General features: G+C 70.8%; 23 protein-coding genes and 1 pseudogene. 13 read left to right on the forward strand and 11 right to left on the reverse strand.

Annotated elements, in window-relative coordinates; translation table 11 throughout:
* Nucleotides 1–69: 69 nt before the first annotated feature.
* On the reverse strand, nt 70–1,440 hold the full coding sequence (locus tag WBA97_RS19720; RefSeq protein ID WP_424232354.1) for an RNA polymerase sigma factor: 1,371 nt from the start codon (nt 1,438–1,440) through the stop codon (nt 70–72).
* Between the two features lie 157 nt (nt 1,441–1,597).
* Nucleotides 1,598–2,359, reverse strand: coding sequence for a polyphosphate--glucose phosphotransferase (ppgK, locus tag WBA97_RS19725; protein ID WP_424232323.1), 762 nt, complete (start codon nt 2,357–2,359; stop codon nt 1,598–1,600).
* 74 nt (nt 2,360–2,433) lie between these two features.
* Here ppgK and WBA97_RS19730 point away from each other — a divergent pair, with 74 nt between their 5' ends.
* Nucleotides 2,434–3,237: an inositol monophosphatase family protein gene (locus WBA97_RS19730; protein ID WP_424232324.1), complete on the forward strand. Its 804-nt coding sequence runs from the start codon at nt 2,434–2,436 to the stop codon at nt 3,235–3,237.
* 152 nt (nt 3,238–3,389) lie between these two features.
* Here WBA97_RS19730 and cei read toward each other — a convergent pair whose 3' ends face one another.
* Nucleotides 3,390–4,133 carry an envelope integrity protein Cei gene (gene cei, locus WBA97_RS19735; protein ID WP_424232325.1) on the reverse strand — a complete coding sequence of 248 codons (744 nt, stop codon included), beginning with the start codon at nt 4,131–4,133 and terminating at the stop codon, nt 3,390–3,392.
* Nucleotides 4,134–4,536: 403 nt separating this feature from the next.
* Here cei and WBA97_RS19740 point away from each other — a divergent pair, with 403 nt between their 5' ends.
* Entirely contained in the window at nt 4,537–4,845 is a 309-nt protein-coding gene (locus WBA97_RS19740; RefSeq protein WP_378061069.1) for a DUF4193 domain-containing protein, read from the forward strand.
* Between the two features lie 79 nt (nt 4,846–4,924).
* On the opposite strand, the gene WBA97_RS19745 is transcribed toward WBA97_RS19740, so the two are convergent.
* Nucleotides 4,925–5,404, reverse strand: a complete 480-nt coding sequence (locus tag WBA97_RS19745) for a DUF3093 domain-containing protein (RefSeq protein WP_424232326.1) — start codon at nt 5,402–5,404, stop codon at nt 4,925–4,927.
* Between the two features lie 24 nt (nt 5,405–5,428).
* Here WBA97_RS19745 and dut point away from each other — a divergent pair, with 24 nt between their 5' ends.
* Both dut and WBA97_RS19755 read left to right on the forward strand, forming a co-directional pair.
* A complete protein-coding gene (dut, locus tag WBA97_RS19750) occupies nt 5,429–5,884 on the forward strand; it encodes a dUTP diphosphatase (protein WP_424232327.1) in 456 nt (151 codons plus the stop codon).
* Nucleotides 5,885–5,987: 103 nt separating this feature from the next.
* Complete coding sequence (locus WBA97_RS19755; RefSeq protein WP_424232328.1) at nt 5,988–6,644, forward strand: DUF3710 domain-containing protein; 657 nt, start codon at nt 5,988–5,990, stop codon at nt 6,642–6,644.
* Here the strand turns inward: WBA97_RS19755 and WBA97_RS19760 are convergent.
* Nucleotides 6,641–7,357: an alpha/beta fold hydrolase gene (locus tag WBA97_RS19760; protein WP_424232329.1), complete on the reverse strand. Its 717-nt coding sequence runs from the start codon at nt 7,355–7,357 to the stop codon at nt 6,641–6,643. The genes WBA97_RS19755 and WBA97_RS19760 overlap by 4 nt on opposite strands.
* Nucleotides 7,358–7,453: 96 nt before the next feature.
* Here WBA97_RS19760 and WBA97_RS19765 point away from each other — a divergent pair, with 96 nt between their 5' ends.
* Both WBA97_RS19765 and WBA97_RS19770 read left to right on the forward strand, forming a co-directional pair.
* Nucleotides 7,454–7,828, forward strand: a complete 375-nt coding sequence (locus WBA97_RS19765; RefSeq protein WP_424232330.1) for an OB-fold nucleic acid binding domain-containing protein — start codon at nt 7,454–7,456, stop codon at nt 7,826–7,828.
* On the forward strand, nt 7,825–8,562 hold the full coding sequence (locus tag WBA97_RS19770; RefSeq protein WP_424232331.1) for a DUF3159 domain-containing protein: 738 nt from the start codon (nt 7,825–7,827) through the stop codon (nt 8,560–8,562). Before WBA97_RS19765 ends, WBA97_RS19770 begins: the two co-directional genes overlap by 4 nt.
* A 69-nt stretch (nt 8,563–8,631) precedes the next feature.
* On the opposite strand, the gene WBA97_RS19775 is transcribed toward WBA97_RS19770, so the two are convergent.
* Nucleotides 8,632–9,288 carry a potassium channel family protein gene (locus WBA97_RS19775; protein WP_424232332.1) on the reverse strand — a complete coding sequence of 219 codons (657 nt, stop codon included), beginning with the start codon at nt 9,286–9,288 and terminating at the stop codon, nt 8,632–8,634.
* The gene (locus WBA97_RS19780; protein WP_424232333.1) at nt 9,288–9,953 is read right to left on the reverse strand and encodes a potassium channel family protein; all 666 of its coding nucleotides are present in this window, start codon (nt 9,951–9,953) and stop codon (nt 9,288–9,290) included. Before WBA97_RS19780 ends, WBA97_RS19775 begins: the two co-directional genes overlap by 1 nt.
* A gap of 104 nt (nt 9,954–10,057) precedes the next feature.
* On the opposite strand from WBA97_RS19780, the gene WBA97_RS19785 reads away from it, so the two are divergent.
* Nucleotides 10,058–12,076 (forward strand): APC family permease, encoded by a 2,019-nt coding sequence (locus WBA97_RS19785; RefSeq protein WP_424232334.1) that lies wholly within the window; start codon nt 10,058–10,060, stop codon nt 12,074–12,076.
* Nucleotides 12,073–13,230 carry a class I SAM-dependent RNA methyltransferase gene (locus WBA97_RS19790; RefSeq protein ID WP_424232335.1) on the forward strand — a complete coding sequence of 386 codons (1,158 nt, stop codon included), beginning with the start codon at nt 12,073–12,075 and terminating at the stop codon, nt 13,228–13,230. The genes WBA97_RS19785 and WBA97_RS19790 overlap by 4 nt, the downstream gene beginning before the upstream one ends.
* 5 nt (nt 13,231–13,235) lie before the next feature.
* Here WBA97_RS19790 and WBA97_RS19795 read toward each other — a convergent pair whose 3' ends face one another.
* Together WBA97_RS19795 and WBA97_RS19800 are read right to left on the reverse strand one after the other, a co-directional pair.
* A complete protein-coding gene (locus WBA97_RS19795) occupies nt 13,236–14,537 on the reverse strand; it encodes a hypothetical protein (RefSeq protein ID WP_424232336.1) in 1,302 nt (433 codons plus the stop codon).
* A 50-nt stretch (nt 14,538–14,587) separates the two neighbouring features.
* On the reverse strand, nt 14,588–15,922 hold the full coding sequence (locus WBA97_RS19800) for a hypothetical protein (RefSeq protein WP_424232337.1): 1,335 nt from the start codon (nt 15,920–15,922) through the stop codon (nt 14,588–14,590).
* A gap of 98 nt (nt 15,923–16,020) precedes the next feature.
* Here WBA97_RS19800 and dxs point away from each other — a divergent pair, with 98 nt between their 5' ends.
* From dxs to WBA97_RS19825, 5 genes are all read left to right on the forward strand, one after another.
* Nucleotides 16,021–17,943: a 1-deoxy-D-xylulose-5-phosphate synthase gene (dxs, locus tag WBA97_RS19805; RefSeq protein ID WP_424232338.1), complete on the forward strand. Its 1,923-nt coding sequence runs from the start codon at nt 16,021–16,023 to the stop codon at nt 17,941–17,943.
* Entirely contained in the window at nt 17,895–18,230 is a 336-nt protein-coding gene (locus tag WBA97_RS19810) for a helix-turn-helix domain-containing protein (RefSeq protein WP_424232339.1), read from the forward strand. The genes dxs and WBA97_RS19810 overlap by 49 nt, the downstream gene beginning before the upstream one ends.
* The gene (locus tag WBA97_RS19815; RefSeq protein WP_424232340.1) at nt 18,121–18,378 is read left to right on the forward strand and encodes a Scr1 family TA system antitoxin-like transcriptional regulator; all 258 of its coding nucleotides are present in this window, start codon (nt 18,121–18,123) and stop codon (nt 18,376–18,378) included. The genes WBA97_RS19810 and WBA97_RS19815 overlap by 110 nt, the downstream gene beginning before the upstream one ends.
* 218 nt (nt 18,379–18,596) lie before the next feature.
* A complete protein-coding gene (locus WBA97_RS19820; protein ID WP_424232341.1) occupies nt 18,597–19,271 on the forward strand; it encodes a response regulator transcription factor in 675 nt (224 codons plus the stop codon).
* The gene (locus WBA97_RS19825; protein WP_424232342.1) at nt 19,268–20,395 is read left to right on the forward strand and encodes a sensor histidine kinase; all 1,128 of its coding nucleotides are present in this window, start codon (nt 19,268–19,270) and stop codon (nt 20,393–20,395) included. The genes WBA97_RS19820 and WBA97_RS19825 overlap by 4 nt, the downstream gene beginning before the upstream one ends.
* On the opposite strand, the gene WBA97_RS19830 is transcribed toward WBA97_RS19825, so the two are convergent.
* Together WBA97_RS19830 and WBA97_RS19835 are read right to left on the reverse strand one after the other, a co-directional pair.
* Nucleotides 20,389–21,219, reverse strand: coding sequence for a DUF72 domain-containing protein (locus WBA97_RS19830; RefSeq protein ID WP_424232343.1), 831 nt, complete (start codon nt 21,217–21,219; stop codon nt 20,389–20,391). The two genes, WBA97_RS19825 and WBA97_RS19830, sit on opposite strands and share 7 nt — an antisense overlap.
* A 27-nt stretch (nt 21,220–21,246) precedes the next feature.
* A pseudogene (locus WBA97_RS19835) lies at nt 21,247–21,497 on the reverse strand (ribonuclease D); the annotation flags it as partial.

Raw genomic sequence — 21,497 nt, forward strand, 5'->3', positions numbered from 1 at the left:
CCACACAAAAGCGTCCCCGCCGTCCGATTGGGCGGCGGGGACGCAGTCAAGCACGTCAGCGACGGTTCATCACTCGAGATAGTCGCGGAGCACCTGCGACCGCGACGGGTGGCGCAGCTTCGACATGGTCTTCGACTCGATCTGGCGGATGCGCTCACGCGTCACGCCGTAAACCTGGCCGATCTCGTCGAGGGTGCGGGGCTGGCCGTCGGTGAGACCGAAGCGCAGCCGGACCACGCCCGCCTCACGCTCGGACAGCGTCGCCAGCACCGACTGCAGCTGGTCCTGCAGGAGCGTGAACGACACCGCGTCGACTGCGACGACTGCCTCGGAGTCCTCGATGAAGTCACCGAGCTGGCTGTCGCCCTCGTCACCGATGGTCTGGTCCAGCGAGATGGGCTCCCGGGCGTACTGCTGGATCTCCAGCACCTTCTCCGGGGTGATGTCCATTTCCTTGGCAAGCTCTTCTGGCGTTGGCTCTCGACCCAGATCCTGGAGGAGCTCACGCTGTATACGACCGAGCTTGTTGATGACCTCGACCATGTGCACCGGGATACGGATGGTGCGGGCCTGGTCGGCCATCGCGCGGGTGATCGCCTGGCGGATCCACCACGTGGCGTAGGTCGAGAACTTGTAGCCCTTGGTGTAGTCGAACTTCTCGACCGCACGGATCAGGCCAAGGTTGCCCTCCTGGATGAGGTCCAGGAACGCCATGCCACGGCCGGTGTAGCGCTTGGCCAGCGACACCACGAGGCGGAGGTTCGCCTCGAGCAGGTGGTTCTTGGCGCGCTCACCGTCGCGGACGATCCACCGAAGGTCACGGCGCATCTGGGGGGCGAGCTTCTCCGAGGACTCCTCCTCGGCCTTGCGCACCCGCTCCGCCGCGTAGAGGCCGGCCTCGATCCGCTTGGCGAGCTCGACCTCCTCCTCGGCGTTGAGCAGCGCCACCTTGCCGATCTGCTTCAGGTACGCGCGGACCGAGTCGGCGGAGGCGGTGAGCTCGGCGTCCTTGCGGGCCTGCCGCAGCGCCTCCGACTCCTCTTCGTCCCAGACGAAGTCGCCGTCCTTGCTCTTCTCGGGCGGGTCCTTCTCCTCAACGTCGTCCGCGACCGCCGCTTCGACCACGTCGGTCTCGATCTCGACGTCCTCGAGATCCTCGAGGTCAGGGGAGTCGAGGTCGGGCTCCTCGCCGTCACCCGGCTCGCCGTCGGCGGAAGCACCGGCCTTCTTGGTCGCGTCGGCCTTGGTCTTCTTCTGGCCTGCGGCCTTGGTCGCCGTCTTGCGGGGGGCGCGCGGCTTCGCGGCGCCCGCCGTCTTCTTCGTCGCGGTACTCAAGCTCGGTTTCTCGGTCGACTCGTCGGTGTCCGGCTGGGCGTTGGCCGACTTGGCCGCGCCCGCCGAAGCGGTGGAGCGTCGGGTTGCGGTTCGTGCGGCTGCCACGTACGCCCTTTCGCTGCTCATCACGGGCAACGCCAGACATCTTGGATGCCTGACCTGCCGGAGTTCGGGGAAAGCCCGGGGGCCTCGGCCACGGGCACTGTTCCATTGTAACGACGAACGGCGCGTCGCGGGTGCGGACCCGCGTCGCGATCTGTACTCAGCCGTGGTGGCCGACCTTGACGGCCCGCGCGGCGCCAACGATGCCCGCGTCGTTGCGCAGTTCGGCGGCCACGACCTTGGTGCGCACGTCCAGCAGCGGCAGCCACTTGTCGGCCTTCTTGCTGACCCCGCCACCGGCGATGATCAGGTCCGGCCAGATGAGGTCCTCGAGGCTGCGGATGTAGCGCGCGACACGGGTGGCCCAGTCGGCCCACGACAGGTCGTTCTCCTCCTTCACCGACGCGGCCGCGCGGGTCTCCGCGTCGTGGCCGTCGACCTCGAGGTGGCCGAACTCGGTGTTGGGGACGAGCTTGCCGTCGCGGAACAGCGCGCTGCCGATGCCGGTGCCGAACGTCAGCAGCACGACGACGCCGTCGCGGTCGTCCGGCCAGCCGTAGGAGATCTCGGCGATGCCCGCGGCGTCCGCGTCGTTGAGCACCACGACCTCGTCGTGCTCGCGCTTGAGCCGCTCGGCGAACAGGCTCTGCGCGTCGGTGCCGAGCCAGGCCTTGTCGATGTTCGCCGCCGTGTGCGCGAACCCGCGTTTGATCACCGCGGGCAGCGTCACGCCGACGGGACCGCTCCAGCCGAACTCGTCGACGATGTGCTTGACGACGTCGGCGACGGCGTCGGGCTTGGACGGGTCCGGGGTGGGGATCCGCAGCCGCTCACCGACGAGCTTGCCCGCGTCGAGATCGACCACGCCTCCCTTGATGCCAGAACCGCCGATGTCCACGCCGAAGCCGAGGGTTGCAGCCATCCCCGCGGGTCCCTTCGTACTCGATTCAGTGACGCTTTCCTCGGAGGTTAGCCGGATGTGGTCCGATAGGTCTCGTGGGTGCCTCGGATGAACTCCTCGTCGTTGCCGTATCGGTAGCTCGGGAGGCGGCCGGTCTCGCGCGGCGCTCCCGCCAGTCGGCCATCACGGACGTTGACACGAAGTCGTCCAAGACCGACGTCGTGACCGCCGCCGATGTGGCCACGGAACAGCTGGTGAGGGCGCGGCTCGGTGAGTCGCGGCCGGGTGAGCCGGTGTTCGGCGAGGAGACCGGTGGCGCCGACGCGGCGCCCGGTCAGGTGTGCTGGGTGGTCGACCCGATCGACGGCACGGTCAACTACCTGTACGGCTATCCGTGGTACGCGGTGTCGCTCGCCGCGCAGGTGGACGGGGTGTCGGTGGCGGCCGCGGTGGTGGAACCGGCATCGGGCCGGGAGTGGACGGCCGTGCGCGGCGGCGGGTCGTGGCTGGACGGCGTGCCGCTGCGGGTGTCGGACGCGACACAGCTCGACCTGTCGCTGGTGGCGACGGGCTTCGCGTACCGGGCCGAGCGGCGCGAGCGGCAGGCGGCCGGGGTGGCGCGGCTGCTGCCGAAGGTGCGGGACATCCGGCGCGGCGGTGCGGCGTCGCTGGACCTGTGCGCGGTCGCGGCCGGGTGGGTGGACGGCTACTTCGAGCACGGCCTGTCGCGCTGGGACTGGGCGGGCGGGTCGCTGGTGGCCGAGGAGGCCGGCGCGGTGGTTCACCTGCCTGACACGGCGGCCGCGGTTGGCCAGGATCTGACGTTCTGCGCGACCCCCGGCATCGCGGACCAGCTGCGGGACGCACTCAAGGACGCAGGCCTAGCTAGTCCGCGCTAGTCCGCCTCCCCGGACATTAAAAGTGCTGGTCCCGACCCAGCGACCTCTGCGGATCGCGGTTGGTTGGTGGCTGGGTGCCGTCACGTTCCCCTGAGGTCACTGTTGGTCAGGTCTGGGCTCTCGCACAAAGATCCCCGGGTCGCGGACTGCTGCTAGCACTTCACGTTGCGGGCGGCGGACAGGAGCGAGGGGTCCAGTTCCGGCTGCGGGGCGTCCGCCTGCAGGCCGCCCTGGGTTGGCGGGTTCTGCTTCGCGAAGTCGTTCAGTTGCTCCAGCAGGTTGCGGGCCAAGGTGCTGAGGCGCAGGTCGTCGAACGTCTCGCCGAGCGCCACGTCCACGGTCGCGTCCTTGCGGTCGTCGCGGACCAGCTCCGCGCACGGCTCGACCAGGCTGATCGTGCGTGCGGCCGCCGTGCCCTGCGGGCCGAAGCGGATCTGGGCGTGGCAGGGCATCTTCTCGCCGTACAGCACGTCGTTGGCCGGGTCGCCGACCTGGGTGAAGCCGAGCCCGCGCAGCGCCTCGGTCACCATGCGGGCCTGGCCGCGCTGTCCGCTGGCGTTCACGACCCGCACGAGCGCCGACGACGGCGCAGCGGGCTCGGTGCGGTCCAGGGCCGCGGGCTCCAGCGGTTTGCCCAGCGTGGGCGGCGGTGGTTTGCCGGGTGCCGGGGACGTTTGGGCCGGTGGCGGCGCACAGTGCTGAGCGCCGGTGACCTCGTTGTCCTCGTTCATGACCTTGAGCCACACGACCGTCGCCGCGACCCCGAGTACCAGGATCAACACGAACGCGGGCAACGGCCGACGCTTCCGATAGCGCCGGCCCGGTACCTGCATGACGTTCCCCGCCGCCACCTTGTCCCCGCCCTCCTGGGTAAGCCGAACTTCGTAGGTCCCCACCCCGTTGTCCGCTGCTGATCAGCCTAGGCGTTTCAGCTCCGTTCGGCGGCTTGAGGGTCACGTGTGTCGACGTATTGTGTCGAGATCGAGCCCTTTGGGGTATGCGGCCACATGTCGCGTTCATACGGACGCATACGGTCACGAAAGGTTGCCAGGGACACGGCAGGTCCCGCAAGACACACCCAAACGAGTGACCTGCTGGATCGATCCCCCGGTATGGGCTACCCTCTGCCCGCTCCAGTCGTCGAACATGTAATGCGAATCGATTCCGATGGGCTCCCATGTGGACCCTGAAACACGGCGCGACGTGCGAGACCTCCGTCACTTCACCTGGCGGGCACAAACTGGGGCGCTTGAACGTTGACCAGCGCGCGAACACATCATGAAGTGGGGGTGCACGAAGATGGCCACCGATTACGATGCGCCACGCCGCAACGAGGCCGACGATCTCGCGGAGGACTCGCTCGAGGAGCTCAAAGCACGTCGAAACGAGAACCAGTCCGGAGTCGTCGACGTTGACGAGTCGGAGACCGCGGAGAGCTTTGAGCTGCCCGGTGCCGACCTGTCCGGCCTCTCTGGCGAGGACCTGACCGTACGAGTCGTGCCGAAACAGGCCGACGAGTTCACCTGCTCCAAGTGCTTCCTGGTGCATCACCGCAGCAGGCTCGCCGAGGAGATGAACGGTCAGCCGATCTGCCGCGACTGCGCCTGAACGCGGTACGGCGGGGGACAACCGAACAGACAAATCGAACAACGGGGAAGGGCCTGTCACCGAGTAGGGTGACGGGCCTTTACCCGCGCAACAAAGTCGCCACCTTCTCGGGGTGGCGCGTGGAGAACACCCAGTAGGGCGTGGGGTCGGCCGGGTCGGTGACCCGTACCCGGACCACTGGCCGCACCCAGCCTCGGTGCAGTACGAACGCGCGCGGATCGAGGTGGGGGCCGAGGACCTTGCGCTTGTCCTTCGCGTCGAACGTCTCGACCTCGCCGACGAACTCGAGCGGCAGGTGGGCGTCGCCGACGTACAGCTCACCGTCCTGGACCCGGACCGGCGCGCGGCCCGCCCGCCAGATCAGCAGCGCGGTGAGCGGCAGCAGCAGTACGTAGGGCAGCCACGAGCGCAGGCCCGGGTAGCCGAGGTGCACGGTGGCCGCCATCAGTCCGGCGGCGGCCATCGGCAGCAGCCACGAGTACCAGGTGACGTAGAGCCGCTCGGTGTGCAGCGGCGTGGTCGGGGCTTTCTCGGCCGCACCGCGTGGTGAGTCGGTCACCAGTCCAGAGTAGTCTCGCCGCTCGTGCCCAGCGTGGAGGTCCTGCTCACCCGTCTCGATCCGGGTGTTCCCGTGCCGTCGTACGCGAATCCGGGCGATGCGGGCGCCGACCTGGTGACGACCGGGGACGTGAGGATCGCGCCCGGCGAGCGCGTGACCGTCGGCACCGGCGTCGCGATCGCGCTGCCGGCGGGATTCGCCGCTTTCGTGCACCCCCGTTCCGGGCTGGCTGCCCGTGTCGGGTTGAGCGTGGTGAACACACCGGGCACGATCGACTCCGGCTACCGGGGCGAGATCAGGATCTGCCTGATCAACCACGACCCGCGGGAGCCGGTCGAGCTGCGCAGGGGGGACCGGATCGCTCAGCTGGTGGTACAGCGCGTCGAGCACGCGGTGTTCCGTGAGGTGGCCGATCTCGGTGACTCCGAGCGTGGTGTCGGCGGCTATGGATCGACCGGCGGACATGCGGTGCTGACCTGAGCGGGCCGCCGGCGTCCTGACCGACCGAGCAGCGGAGGCGCCGGGTACCGGCCGCGAACGCCGGGCGGAGCGAGGCAACCAACACGGTGGAGGGCTGAAAGCGGTGGGACTGTTCGGACGACGTCGGCGCCACGACGAGGACGTCGACGCCGACTACGAGGCCGAGTACGACGAGCAGGACGGGGACGACGACCTCGAGCCCGAGTTCGAGGGCGACCTGTTCGAGTACGCGGGGCCGCACGACGAGGCCGATGCTCCCGACGACGGCCTGACCCGCCTCGACCTCGGTTCTGTCCGCCTCCCGGTTCCTGACGGCGCGCAGCTGCAGGTGGAGATGGATCAGAACAAGGCGGTGCGTGCGGTGCACGTGGTCACGCCGTTCGGGCAGCTGACCGTGAACGCCTACGCGGCCCCCAGGTCGGGTGGCCTGTGGCGCGAGGTGTGCGGGGAGCTGGCCGAGCAGCTGCGCGGTGACGGCGCGAAGGTCCGCAGCTCGGCCGGTGAGTGGGGGCAGGAGCTGGTGGCCGCGCTCGGTGAGGTGTCGCTGCGGTTCATCGGCGTCGACGGCTCCCGGTGGATGCTGCGCGGTGTGGTCGCCGGTCCGCCGGACATGGCGGAGCAGAGCACGCACGCGCTGTACGACCTGGTGCGCGGCACGGTCGTGGTGCGCGGCACGCAGCCGATGCCGGTGCGCACGCCGCTGCCGATCGACCTGCCGCCCTCGATCGCCCAGCACATCCAGGCCCAGCAGGAGGGCTAGGACCCTCCTGCCCGCAGCCAGGCGAGCACGGCCGCCCGGCCGAGTGCCTCCGGGTCGACGCCCACGATGTCGAGCCGGGTCGTGCACATGGTCGCCCTTGGCAGGGCCGTCAGCCACTCCTCCGCGACCGACTCGGGGTGGATGGGGTCGTCGGTGCAGGCCGCGATGCCTGCCGGGATGTCCAGCCGCGACAGGTCAGCCCGCGTCGGCGCGGGCCGGCCCGCCGCGGCGGACAGGGAGTCGGCGAGGCCGTCGCCGTAGCCGCGCCACGATCGGGTCAGCTCGTGCGCCAGCCACGGCGGCACGCCGTCGGTGGCCACCGCGAGCGCGCCTTCCACGCCGAGGGACCGCACCAGGTCCGCCGACGCCCGCGCGGACACGGCGCCCGGTGCGTCTCCCGGGGTGCCGTGCCAGCCGGGCAGGGCGAGCACAAGCCCGGCACACCGGTTCGGGTGGGCCAGTGCCCACTCGGCGGCCAGATGGGCGCCGAACGACACGCCGCCCGCGATGACGGGGCGGTCCGCGGCGGCCTCGTCGAGGGCGTCGAAACAGGCCTGGGCCAGCATTGGCCCTGGCACCGGCCTCGGTGTGACCGCGCGGACGCACACCGCGGCGAGTGGCACCTCGAACACGGCCCGGACGAAGTGCTCGTCCGACCCGGTCCCCGGCAGGAGCACAGCGAGCTCGGCAGATCCCGGTTCCGCGACATTCACGTGGCAGATCCTCCACCAGGCCCCCGATCCGGTGGTTACGCTGGTTATGTCCGGGCCGGAGTCGGGGCCGGCCCCTGCAACAACGGGAGCGTCAACATGGGCACCGAGAAGGGCCCCTTTCGCCGCTTGGTCAAACGGCTGACGAGCGACGTCGAGGAGCTCGATGCCGACGATCTCTCGGAAAACGCCGAGGCGGTCGGGGCACGCAAGGCCAGCGACTGCCGGTCGGGTGAGCAGGTCACGGTGTGCGGCCGGGTACGCAGCGTCGAGCTGAGCCCGCGAGACGCGGTGGCGACCCTCGAGGCGGAGCTGTTCGACGGGACCGAGGGCGTGACACTAGTCTGGCTTGGCCGGCGCCGGATCCCGGGCATCGAACCAGGCCGGACCATCAAGGCACAGGGCCGCATCGCCATGCGGGACGGCCACAAGGTGCTCTACAACCCCTACTACGAGTTGCAGACGACTACATGACAGAACCCGGCAAGACCACGGCCCCCGCTTCCGACTCCGCCGACGAGGCCGCCGAGGAGAAGGAACAGACACTCCTCGAGCAGATGGGCGGGGTCAGCGGCCTGATCTACTCGTCGGTCCCCGTGCTCGTCTTCGTGCTGCTCAACTCGTTGTTCGGGTTGACGGTGGCGATCTGGGGCTCCCTCGGTTCCGCCGCGCTCATCACGGTGGCCCGCGTGGTGCGCAAGGAGCCGCTGCAGCCCGCGATCTCCGGCTTCTTCGGGGTCGGCATCGCCGCGTTCATCGCCTACCGCACCGGCTCAGCCAAGGGGTTCTTCCTGTTCGGCATCTGGGCGAGCCTGGTGTACGGCAGCGTGTTCCTCGCGTCGATGCTCGTGCGGTACCCGCTCGTCGGCGTGATCTGGTCGTTCCTCAACGGGCACGGCATGGCGTGGCGGTCGGACCGCAAGGCCGTGTTCGCGTACAACATGGCGACCCTGACGTGGGTGCTGGTTTTCGCCGCCCGGTTCATCGTGCAGCGCTGGTTGTACAACGAGGACCAGACCGGCTGGCTGGCGTTCGCCCGCCTCGCGATGGGCTACCCGCTCACCGCGATCGCGCTCGTGGTCACGGTGTGGGCCGTGACCCGCGCCGGGCACCGGGTGAAGAAGATCGAGGCGGACACGGAGACCGAGGAGCGCGAGATCGAGGAGCGCCTGCGCGCCAGGTACGCCAGCCCGCCTCCCGCCGACTAAGAGGGCGCGCGAATAGGGCATGGCGGCGCCCGCCGCGCCGGGCATCCACCGACCCTGTTCGCGCGCCCTCTAATAACCCAGGGCCCTGCGGATCTCGTCCTCCACGTTCGCCGACGCCACGAACAGCAGCTCGTCGCCGGGCTCCAGGGGGTCGTCGGGCTGCGGGACGATCACGCGGCCGCCACGCAGGATGACCACCAGCGCCGCGTCACGGGGCAGCTTCACGTCCCGCACCGGGCGACCGGCGAGCGGGGTGTCCTCCGGCAGGGTCAGCTCGACCAGGTTGGCCTGGCCCTGCCGCAGCGTCAGCAGCTGCACGAGGTCGCCGACGGACACGGCCTCCTCGACCATCGCCGCCAGCATGCGCGGCGTCGACACCGCCACGTCCACACCCCACGCCTCGGTGAACAGCCACTCGTTCGCCGGGTCGTTCACCCGCGCGACCACGCGCCGCACCGCGAACACGGTCTTCGCGAGCAGCGACACGACCAGGTTGACCTTGTCGTCACCGGTGGCGGCGATGACCACGTCGCACAGCTGCAGGCCCGCGTCCTCCAGCGACGACAGCTCGCACGCGTCGGCGAGCACCCACTCGGCCTGCTCGACGGTGTGCGGCTCGTACTGGACCTCGAGCCGCTCGATGAGCATCACCTGGTGGTCACCGGCCACCAGCTCCGCGGCGATGGACCGGCCGACCGCCCCCGCACCTGCGATCGCGACGCGCATTACGACGCCTCCTCGGGCGGCTGTGCCGCGGCGTTCGTGACGTCGCTGACCGTGCCGGACAGCGCCGCGACGTAGACCTGGTCGTCGTGCTGCACGACGGACTTCGGGGCGGGCAGCACACCGGTGCCGAACCGCATGATGAACGACACCCGCGCGCCGGTGGCCGCTTCCAGCTCGGCGACCGTGTGGCCGACCCAGCCAACGTGGATCGGCAGGTGCACGATCGCGACCTTGCCGGTCGGGTCGCGCCACGCCGACGCCACGCCGTCCGGTAGCAGCGTCCTCATCAGCCGGTCGGTCGTCCACGGCACGGTCGCGACCGTCGGGATGCCGAGCCGCTCGTACACCTCGGCGCGCTTGGCGTCGTAGATGCGGGCGACCACGTGCTCGACACCGAAGGTCTCCCGTGCGACCCGCGCGGAGATGATGTTCGAATTGTCACCGCTGGACACCGCGGCGAACGCCCCGGCCCGCTCGATTCCGGCCTCCACCAGCACTCGCCGGTCGAAACCACCGCCGACGACCTGCTGGCCGTGGAAGTCGATGCTGAGCCTGCGGAACGCGTGCGCGTCCTTGTCGATCACGGCGGCCGTGTGGCCGAGCCGTTCGACCGCGGCGGCGAGCGACGAGCCGACGCGCCCGCAGCCCATGATCACCACGTGCACGAGCCGGCCTCCTCCATGTCAGCGGCGAAATCCTCGGATGTGTCAGCAAGAACCTACCGGTGGCTGCTCCATCCCGATGACGGGACCGCTTACGCTGTCGACCTGTGCCCAAGCTCGCGTCCGTGCTGAAGAGGTTGGTGGTCGGACGTCCGTTCCGAACCGACCGCCTCGCACACACGCTCCTGCCGAAACGCATCGCGCTGCCGGTGTTCGCGTCCGACGCGATGTCCAGCGTGGCGTACGCGCCGGAGGAAATCCTGATCACGCTGTCGGTCGCCGGGGTCTCGGCATACATGTACAGCCCGTGGATAGCGCTGGTGGTCGTCGCGCTGATGGCCGCGGTCGTCGCGTCCTACCGCCAGAACGTGCACGCGTACCCCTCCGGTGGTGGTGACTACGAGGTCGCGACGGTCAACCACGGACAGAGATGGGGACTGGTGGTGGCGAGCGCCCTGCTCGTCGACTACGTGCTGACCGTGTCGGTGTCGATCTCGTCGGCGGCCGCCAACATCGGGTCGGTGGTGCCGTTCGTCGCGACGCACAAGGTGGAGTTCGCGGTCGGCGCGATCGTCATCCTCACCGCGCTCAACCTGCGCGGCATCCGCGAGTCCGGCTCGGTGTTCGCGGTGCCGACCTACGCGTTCGTGCTCGGCATCTTCGTGATGATCGTCTGGGGCGCCAGCAGGGTGTTCCTGCTCGGCGACGACATCCCGGCGGAGAGCGCGGACTTCGAGCTGCTGGAGGAGGGCGACCACCTCACCGGCTTCGCGCTGGTGTTCCTGGTGCTGCGGGCGTTCTCGTCCGGCAGTGCGGCGCTGACCGGGGTCGAGGCCATCAGCAACGGCGTACCCGCGTTCCGCAAGCCCAAGTCGAAGAACGCGGCGACCACGCTGCTCATGATGGGCATCCTCGCGATCATCATGTTCCTCGGCCTGATCCTGCTGGCCACCGTGACCAGGGCGAAGATAGCGGGGGACCCCGCCCAGCAGCTGGTGAACGCGCCCGAGGGCTACGAGCAGAAGACCCTGGTCGCGCAGCTCGCGAACGCCGTGTTCGGCGGTTTCGACCCGGCCATCTGGTACGTCGTCTTCTTCACCGGCCTGATCCTCGTGCTGGCCGCGAACACCGCGTTCAACGGGTTCCCGGTGCTCGGCTCGATCCTCGCGCAGGACCGGTACCTGCCACGCCAGCTGCACACGCGTGGTGACCGGCTCGCGTTCTCCAACGGCATCGTCGGCCTCGCCGCGTTCGCGATCGTGCTCGTGGTGGCGTTCGACGCCGAGGTGACGAGGCTGATCCAGCTCTACATCGTGGGTGTGTTCGTGGCGTTCGTGCTGAGTCAGAGCGGCATGATCCGGCACTGGAACAGACTCCTGCGTACCGAGGAGGACGAGGCCGCGCGCAAACGCATGCGCAGGTCGCAGACCATCAACGGGATCGGCCTCGCCATGACCGCCACCGTGCTGGTGATCGTGCTGATCACGAAGTTCACGCACGGCGCGTGGATCGCGATCGCCGCGATGGCCGCCATGTACCTGATGATGACCGCGATCCGCCGCCACTACGACCGGGTCGCCGCCGAGCTGCGCGAGGCCGAGCTGAACCGCGACGCGACCGTGCTCCCGTCCCGCAACCACGCGATCGTGCTGGTGTCGAAGCTGCACCTGCCGACCCGCCGCGCCATCGCGTACGCCCGCGCGACCCGCCCGGACGTGCTGGAGGCGGTGACGGTCAACGTCGACGAGACCGACACCCGCGCGCTGGTGGCGCAGTGGGAGCAGGAGGACTTCTCCGTGCCGCTGAAGGTGATCGAGTCGCCGTACCGCGAGATCACGAAGCCGGTGATGGAGTACGTGAAGCGGGTGCGGACCGCCAACCCGAGGGACGTGGTGTCGGTGTACATCCCGGAGTACGTGGTCGGGCGGTGGTGGGAGCAGTTCCTGCACAACCAGAGCGCGCTGCGGCTCAAGGGGCGGCTGCTGTTCGTGCCGGGCGTGATGGTGACGAGCGTGCCGTGGCAGCTGGCGTCGTCCGAGCGGTTGAAGCACCGCTACCGCGACCGCCAGGAGCTGGCGCCGGGTGCCGTGCGACGTGGACTCTCCGAGAAGAAGGATCGCCAGTGACGTCTTGGCAGGGCCGTAGGTTCGAGGTCACGGTCGGCTCGGTGGCCCATGGCGGCCACTGCGTCGCGCGGCACGAGGGCCGGGTGGTGTTCGTCCGGCACGCGCTGCCCGGCGAACGCGTGATCGCGTCGGTCACCGAGGACCGGGGCGGCTCGTTCTGCCGCGCGGACGCGGTGACGGTGCTCGACGCGTCCCCGGACCGGGTCGAGCCGTCCTGCCCGGTCGCCGTGCCCGGCGGTTGCGGCGGCTGCGACTGGCAGCACGCCACGTGGGCGGCCCAGCGAGCCCTGAAGGCCTCCGTGGTGGCCGAACAGCTGTCGCGGCTGGCCGGTCTGTCGATGCCGGTGGAGGTCGAGGAGCTGCCCGGTGGCCCGCTGCGGTGGCGCACCCGCGTACGGATGACGGTCGACGAGTCGGGCCGCCCCGGTTTCCTGGCGCACCGCAGCCACCGCGTGGTGCCGGTCGACGACTGCCCGATCTCGGCCCCCGGCACCGTCGACGAGGTGGTGACCAGGACGTGGCAGCCGGGCTCATCGCTGACGATCGCGGTGGATGCCACGGCACGCACGCACGTGTCGACATCCGATGTTTCCGACGAGGTCGCGGTGGAACGGGCCGCGAGGCGCGAGTGGCGGGTGTCGGGATTCTGGCAGGCCCACCCGGACGCGGCGGACGTGTACGCCGAGGTGGTCGAGCGGTGGGCCGGGCTGAGCCATGGCGAGACGGCGTGGGACCTGTACGCGGGCGTGGGCCTGTTCGCCGCGGTGCTCGCGGAGCAGGTCGGCCCGTCGGGTTCGGTGATGGCGGTCGAGTCCTACCGGCCTGCCGCCGTCGAGGCAGCCGAGAACATGGCGGACCTGCCGCAGGTCCGCGTGTTCGCCGGGCGGGTCGAGGCCGTGCTGCGGGCGGGCGCGGGCCCGGACCCGTCGGTGGTCGTGCTCGACCCGCCGCGTCGAGGCGCGGGCCGCCAGGTGGTCGACGCCATCGCGGACCGCGGCGCGTCCCGGGTGGTGTACGTGGCGTGCGACCCGGCGGCGCTCGCTCGTGACGTGGCCACGTTCGGAGGGCACGGGTACTCCCTGGCGCGGCTACGGGCGTTCGACGCGTTCCCGATGACGCATCACGTGGAGTGCGTGGCGCTGCTGGAGCGCTGACCCCGTCAGCGGTGCTCGTCCGGCTGCGCGAACGGGGTGGCCGGGACGCCGAAGCCAGGTGCCGGGTTCGCGTCCGGCTCGTTGAACCATGGGTCGCCTGGCCGCTGGTTGCCGGGTTCGCCGCCGAAGGGTGGGCGTTCTGGCGCGGGCCGACCGCCGAACGCGCTGCCGATCCCCGGGGCCGCGGAGGGTGCGGGCGGGGTCGCCGGGATGCCTGGCGGTGGCGTGGGCTGGCCGAACTGGTTGGCGGGAATGCCAGAGGGAGGCGTGGGTTCGCCACCGAACCGGGCGCCAGGCTGGGTACCGAACCGCGGCGGAGCCGAGTCGTGCGCGGGGGTGCCTGGCGGCGGGGTGGCTTCGCCGCCGAATGGTCCGGCCGGGACGTCGGCTGACCGCGGTGGTGCTTCGTGTGCGGGGATGCCTGGTGGGGGCGTGGGCGGGCCGCCGAACGGGCCGCCTTGCCCGCCGCCGTGTTGCGGTGGTGCCGGTTCGTTCGCGGGCCGACCGCCGAACGGTCCGGCGGGGATGCCCGGTGGCGGCGCAGGTTCACCCGCGGGCTGTGGTGCCCGAGTGGGCTGGCCGCCGACTGGACCGGCGGGGGGCCCACCGAACTGGGGCGGTGGTTCATGCGCCGACTGGTTGAACGGCCCGGCGGGGATGCCCGGCGGCGGGGTTGATTCGCCGCCTGGGGGCTGAGCGGGCCTGCCGTCGAATGGTGGCTGGTTTCCCCGAGGTGGCGTTGGCTGGCCGGTGAATGGTGGCTGCCCTGCCGGGGTGCCGGGTGGCGGGGTTGGTTCGCCACCGGCGTGCGGGCCTGCCGGAGCACCCGGCGGCGGGGTCGGCTGGTCGGCCGGGGCGGGCGGCAGTGGCGGGAGGCCCGCACGCCTGCGCAGCCAGTCCGGGATGTTCTCGTCCGCTCGGGGGAAGAACTTCAGCTCGTCGGCGAAACCGATCTGGGGTGGCACGCGCCGCCACTCGGGCTCGGCGTCCGGTTCGAACTCGGCGCTGAAGGAACTCGGCGGCTCCAGCAGGTACACCCCCGACAGCCAGGTCCCCCGACCGGGCCGGTACATCCCCTGGCGGAGCCGCCCAAGGCCCTCGACCACCTCCTGCGGTGGCCGGACGGTCTGCTCGGCGCCGTCGGGGCCCGTCACGAAGACGTCCACCTCGATGTGGCGGCCCGCCGACCGGTACTCGGCCCTGACGCGCTGCCAGCCCTCTCCGGCAACGGTCAGCAGCGACCGCCCCACTTGCCTCGTCAGCTGGTCCTGCTCCGCCTGCGCCATCATCGGCTGCGGCTCGGTCACTGGTCGTTCCCCACCCTCTTGTACCGAACGTGAGCTCTGACCTTACCGAATCACAGAGTCGGGTTCTGGCCGAACGACAGTCCCAACTGGAGCGGGTGCACACCCCACGTCGTGACGGCGAACCTGATCAGCAGGCCGGAGGCGCGGACGGTCTGGTCGGTCGCCGGGCTGACCAGCACCTGGGTGTTCCCCTCCACCGGCTGCTTGTCCCGCCACACGAGCGCGCCCTCCGGCACCGGGGACGCTTCCACCACCGAGTGCCATTCCTTGCCGTCGGTTCTCAGCATGACCAGCACGACCGGGGTCATCGGGACCTGCCAGCCGCCGGACTCCACCGCGACGAACTCGCCCCGCCGGACGGCCGCCAGCACCACCTCGCCGAGCCATGTGTACAGCTCGGACAGTGCCCTGTCGTCGACCGCCGCGTACGCCTCCTCCTCCGTCGCCGGGGTGAGCTGTGTGCTGGTGCCGCCGAGGTGACCGGTCTCGTCGCGGTCGCGGTCCATCAGGAACAGCGTGCCGCGCGACGGGCTGAACCTCGCGGACTCGCGGAGCCGCCGGGCGTCGATCTCCGAGCGGGACTCCACCCCGGCGCCGAGCCGGGCGCGGACCGCCTCCGGGTCGCTCATCCGCCAGTAGGACACGCCGTTCTCCTGCCACAGCGGCAGGTAGCCGGCCAGCGGCAGGCCAACGAGCACCGTGTGCAGGGCGTCGCCATCCTCGGCCGGTGCCGGTGCCGGTGCCGGTGCCGGTGCCTGCGCCTGCGCCGGTGGCACCGGCGCGGGTGGCGGAGCGGGGGCGGGCTCGAACGGGGGCAGCGCCACGAACTGCGGGTCCACCTGCGCGGACGCGAGCGTGCGGTGTGCCCATGCGCGTGCCCTGGTCAGCGGGTGGTCGGGGAACTGCTGGTCCCAGTTCGCCTCGTCGGCCACGTTGTAGGGCAGCTGTCCGCGCACCTCAGGGGCGTACGGGTGCGGCACGAGGCAGTTCTCGAACCCGACCTGTGCGGCGACCGCGGTCTCACGGAGGCCGGTCGCCTGCCCCTCCGCGCACTGGATGCGCAGCACGGCGCTGCAGGTCGCGCGCGGCACGGTGAACGCGGCGATGAACGCCAGGCCGGTGTCCTGACCGGGGATCGGCAGCTTGATCAGCTGGAACAACGCGGGCACCCCGCCGAGCCGTACCACGTGCGCCTCGATGATCGAACCGGTCTCGGCGGTCTCCTCGGCCAGCTTTCTGCGCAGCTGCGGGAGATCGTCGAGGGGCGCGGGGATGTCGGGCTCCATGCCGATGTAGGTGAGACTGACTTGGTCACCGGTTCGTGGGTCGAACCAGGTTCGCTCGTCATGTCGCTCCATGCCGGCGGTGTCGAATGCGACTGGCACCCCGCTGAGTGTAGGGCCGAACGGCTCATGCACGTGCGCTCGTAGACTGGCCGGGACCGGCGCGACGTCCCGCGATCTGAGAACTGAGGTGACCAGCGGTGACAGACGAGGAGTCCCTGCTCGGTACGGTGCACGGCCCGGCGGACCTGAAAAGTCTGGCCGGCGACCAGCTGCCGAGGCTCGCGACCGAGATCCGCGAGTTCCTCGTTGACAGAGTGACGACCACGGGTGGCCACCTCGGGCCCAACCTGGGTGTGGTCGAGCTGACCATGGCGATCCACCGCGTGTTCGACTCGCCAGCCGACCCGGTGATCTGGGACGTGGGCCACCAGGCCTACGTGCACAAGATCCTCACCGGCCGCCAGGATGGCTTCGACCGGCTGCGGATGGCCAAGGGCATGTCCGGCTACCCGAGCCGTGCCGAGAGCGAGCACGACTTCGTGGAGAGCAGCCACGCCTCCTCCGCCCTGTCCTACGCGGACGGTCTCGCGAAGGCGTTCGAGCTGCGGAGCGAGAAGCGGTGTGTGGTGGCCGTCGTCGGCGACGGCGCGCTGACCGGCGGCATGTGCTGGGAGGCCCTCAACAACATCGCGGCGGGCAAGAACCGGTCGATGGTGATCGTGGTCAACGACAACGGCCGCTCCTACTCGCCGACCATCGGCGGGCTCGCCGACCACCTCGCGTCGCTGCGCCTCTCGCCCGGCTACGAGCGGTCGCTCGAGGCAGGCAAGCGGATGCTGCAGGGCACGCCGGTCCTCGGCAAGCCGCTGTACGCGGCGCTGCACGCTGCCAAGCGCGGCATCAAGGACGCGCTCTCCCCGCAGGTGATGTTCGAGGACCTCGGCCTCAAGTACTTCGGCCCGGTCGACGGCCACGACTTCGACGCGCTCGACGCCGCGCTGCGCCGCGCCAAGGAGTTCGGTGGCCCGGTGATCGTCCACGTCGCGACCTGCAAGGGCCGCGGCTATCCCCTCGCCGAGAACGACGAGGTGGACCAGATGCACCAGACCGACCCGATCGACGCGGTGACCGGCAAGCTGACCACCGCGAAGGGCGCCGCGTCGTGGACGTCGGTGTTCGCCGACGAGCTGGCGCGGATCGGCGAGTCGCGGCCGGACGTCGTCGCGATCACGGCGGCCATGCTGCGGTCGACGGGCCTCGCGAAGTTCGCCGAGGCGTACCCGGACCGCTGGTTCGACGTCGGCATCGCGGAACAGCACGCGGTCACGTCCGCCGCGGGCATGGCGATGGCCGGGCTGCACCCGGTGGTCGCGATCTACTCGACGTTCCTGAACCGCGCGTTCGACCAGCTGCTCATGGACGTCGCACTGCACAAGCTGCCGGTCACGATGATCCTCGACCGCGCGGGCGTCACCGGCCCGGACGGCGCGAGCCACCACGGCATGTGGGACCTGTCGATCCTCGGCGTCGTGCCCGGCATCCGGGTCGCGGCGCCGCGTGACGCGGTGACGCTGCGGGAGGAGCTGAACGAGGCGGTCGCCGTGAAGGACGGCCCGACCGCGCTGCGCTTCCCGAAGGCGTCGGTCGGCGGCGAGGTCGCGGCGCTGGAGCGGCGTGGCACGGTCGACGTGCTGCGCAGGCCCGCGGTGGACGAGACCACCGACGTGCTGCTGGTGACGGTCGGCGCGCTGGCCGAACTGGGCATGGCGGCCGCGGACCGGCTGTCCGACCAGGGCATCGGCGTGACCGTCGTGGACCCGAGGTGGGTGGCGCCGGTCCCGGCGGACCTGGTGGACCTCGCGGCCGGGCACCGGCTGGTCGTCACGGTCGAGGACAGCGGGCGGCACGGCGGGTTCGGCTGGTCGCTGGCGGCGGCGCTGCGCGACGCGGACGTCGACGTGCCACTGCGGGACGTCGGCCTGCCGCAGGAGTTCCACCCGCAGGGGACGCGGAACGAGGTGCTCGTGCAGCTCGGCATGACCGCGCAGCAGGTGGCCCGCCGCGTGACCGAGTGGATCGCGACCCGCACCGACGCCCCCGCCACGGCCGAGTTGCCCTGAGCGCCCCTTCAGGACGTGCCCGGCGCGGCCGAGATTCGGGACAGCGGCCGATCCAGCTGTGGTCGGGTTGTGTCGCACCGCTTTCGAGACAGTGTGGTCACCGTCGATTCCCGACAGTGAGTACAAAGCTGTCTAGCCCCGCCCAGCAGGCCAGAGAAGCGCTGGGGGCTCGTCTCCGTGAGATCCGAAAGGGTGCGGGTCTCACGGGACGGGCTCTCGCGGTCGGCATCGGTTGCCACTTCACGAAGGTCAGCCGCATCGAGAACGGTGGCCAAGCCCCAACTTGATCGACTCCTCGCCGTGGCATCGCTGCCGCGCGTCAGTCTGGGAATCATCCCGCAAACCGCACCTCGGAAGACCTATGCGCAGGTTCCGTTCTGGATCTACGACGAGCCATGGTGGGCGTCGAGACACCCACCGCGAAGCTGGAGGTAGTCCAGCCCAACGAGATCCGGTTGTACCTCGAGATGTTCGAACATCTCCGCCAGTCGGCAGTACACGGGGCTCAGGCACGGGCTCTGATCACTCGCGCCATGGATGACCTGCCGAACGACTCCTGAGGTTGTGCGCGGGCAAGGTCGCGCTCGGCGACCCCGGCGTGGCGGAGTGAGGCCTGGCGACATCGTCACACGGAGTTGTGGCACCGTTGTGGGGTGCGGATTCTGATCGTCGAAGACGAAGAACCCCTGGCCGACGCGATCGCCAGGGGGCTTCGTCGTGAAGGCATGGCCGTCGACGTCGCCCTGGACGGCGACGAGGGGCATGAGAAGGCCACCGTCACCCGGTACGACGTGGTGGTGCTCGACCGGGACCTGCCAGGCATGTCCGGGGACGAGCTGTGCCGCGAGATCGTCGCGTCCGGGGCGCTGACCAGGGTGATCATGCTGACCGCCAGCGGCTCGGTCGCCGACCGGGTCGAGGGGCTCTCGCTCGGTGCCGACGACTACCTGGCCAAGCCGTTCGCGTTCGACGAGCTGGTCGCGCGGGTGCGGGCGCTGGCCAGGCGCTCCACCCCGGTCACCCCGCCGGTGCTGCGGGCGGGCGACGTCGAGCTGGACCCGGCCCGCCGCACCGTCACCCGCGCGGGCACACAGGTGGACCTGACCCGCAAGGAGTTCGGCGTCCTCGAGGTACTGCTCGCCGCGAGCGGCTCCGTGGTGTCCAGTGAGGAGCTGCTGGAGCGGGTCTGGGACGAGCACGCCGACCCGTTCACCACGACCGTCCGCGTGACCGTCATGACGCTGCGCAAGAAGCTCGGTGAGCCCGGCATCATCGACACCGTGGTCGGCTCCGGCTACCGGGTGCCCGCGGCTACCCGGGTGGAGTGACCGAGACCCGACGTGGTCCCGGTCTGCGCGCCAGGATCACGCTCCTCGCCACCGGGCTGGTCACGGTCGTCGCGGCGCTGCTCCTGTGGCTCGCCTGGATCCTCGCGGGTGACTCCGTCAGCGCGCCGTCGCTGCCCGAGGGCACGACCGTCGTCGTCGGCGGCACGCGGGTGAGGGCCGAGCAGCTCGCGGAGGTGCTCCGCGACGCCGCCCGCTTCCGCGTCCTGGTGGCGGGTGCCATCGCGTTCGTGTGCGTGGTCGTCGCGACCGCGTTGCTCGCGTGGACGTTCACCGGCCGCGTCCTCAAGCCGCTGCGCGACGTCACCGGCTCCGCCCGGCGCCTTTCCGCGGAGTCGCTGGGGGAGCGGATCGCGCTGCGCGGCCCGCGCGACGAGGTCGCCGAGCTGGCCGACACCTTCGACGCGATGCTCGACCGGTTGCAGGCCACGTTCTCGGCGCAGCGCCAGTTCGTCGCCAACGCCTCCCACGAGCTGCGCACCCCGCTGTCGGTGATCCGCACCGAGCTGGACGTGACCCTGGCCGACCCGGACGCGGACGCCGACGAGCTGCGCCGCATGGCGGGAGTGGTCCGCGACGCCACGCTGCGGGCCGGTCAGCTCGTCGACGCGCTCCTGCTGCTCGCCCGCACCGACGGCATGGGCCTCGGGGTCGTCGAACGTGTCGACCTGGCGACCGTGGTCGGCAGCGCGTGGCAGGCCGTGCGTGCCGAGGCGGAGCGGCGGGGACTGCGCACGTCGTTCGCCTGCGCGGCGGCGCCGTCGGCGGGCGATCCCGCGCTGCTGGAACGCGTCGCGGGCAACCTCCTGGAGAACGCCGTGCGGCACAACGTGGACGGCGGCTGGCTCGACGTCCGCACCGTGGCGGGTCCGAGCTGGGTGACGCTGCGGGTGTCGTCGTCGGGCGCGGCGGTCGACCCGGAGCGGGTGGAGGAGCTGTTCGAGTCGTTCCGCCGCGGCGGGGTGGACCGGACCGCGCACTCCGGCACCGGGCTGGGTCTCGCGATCGTCCGCGCGGTCGTGAAGGCGCACCACGGCACGGCGTCGGCTGAGGCCGTCGCGGGCGGCGGCCTCACCGTGACGGTGCACCTGCCCTCGGCTCACTGAAGCGCGGCACTCCGCACCCGGTCCTGCAGGCCGATGGCATCGGCTGGTGCCCTGACCTTCATGTCGTTGTCGAAGTACGCGTACACGTCGAAGCCCGCGGCGGACCAGCCGTGTATCCGCGCCGCCCACCGGTCCAGCTCGTCGTCGGAGTAGCCGCTCGCGTACAGCTCCGTCTCGCCGTGCAGCCGCACGTAGGCGAAGTCGGCCGTCACGTCCTCCAGGTAGGGCCAGTCCTCGGCGGCGGACGCGGTCACCAGACCGATGCCGTGCGCACGAAGGAACTCCGGCAGCGTGGGGTCGACGAAGCTCTGGTGCCGCACCTCCAGCGCGTGCCGGAGCGGGAGGCTGACATGGGCCTCGGTCAGTGCCCGGCCGTCGAGCCGTTCGTCGTGCTTGCCTGCCAGCACGGCCGCGGCGGCGGTGTCGCGGGGCAGCATCTCGAAGAAGTCCGCCAGGAGGTCCTGGTCGTAGCGGAGGCTCGGCGGCAGCTGCCACAGGAACGGCCCCAGCTTGTCGCCCAGCGCCAGGACTCCGCTCGCGAAGAAGTTCGCCAGCGGGATCGCCACGTCCCGCAGCCTCTTCATGTGGGTGATGAACCGGCTGCCCTTGACCGTGAACACGAAGCCGTCCGGCGTCTCGTCGCGCCATCGCCGGTAGTACTCCGGCTTCTGCAGCGAGTAGAACGAGCCGTTGATCTCCGCCGAGCCGAGCTGCCGAGACAGGTACTCCAGCTCCCGGCGCTGCGGCAGCCCCTCCGGGTAGAACACGCCACGCCAGGGCGGATACCGCCACCCCGACGTCCCGATCCACACCCTGCCGGCCATGTCTCCAATGCTGACAGGGTCATCCGGTTACTGCGCGGCTTCCTTCAGCGCCTGGGACAACGCGTCCCCGGTCAGGCCGATCTGCCACTCCCGCGCGCCACCGGCCCGCAGCGCGGCCGCGATCTCCTCGGCCGACAGGTCCTCCGGCGGCCGCCAGCACGTGCGCCGCACCAGGTCCGGCTGCAGCAGGTTCTCCACCGGCAGCCGGTGGTCCTCGGCGATCGTCGTGAGCTGCGCCCGCACCGCGGCCAGCCGCGCGGCGGCGGCCGGGTCGCGGT

The sequence above is a fragment of the Actinophytocola sp. genome (genome assembly GCF_049647105.1).
In the GTDB taxonomy this organism is placed as follows: domain Bacteria; phylum Actinomycetota; class Actinomycetes; order Mycobacteriales; family Pseudonocardiaceae; genus Actinophytocola.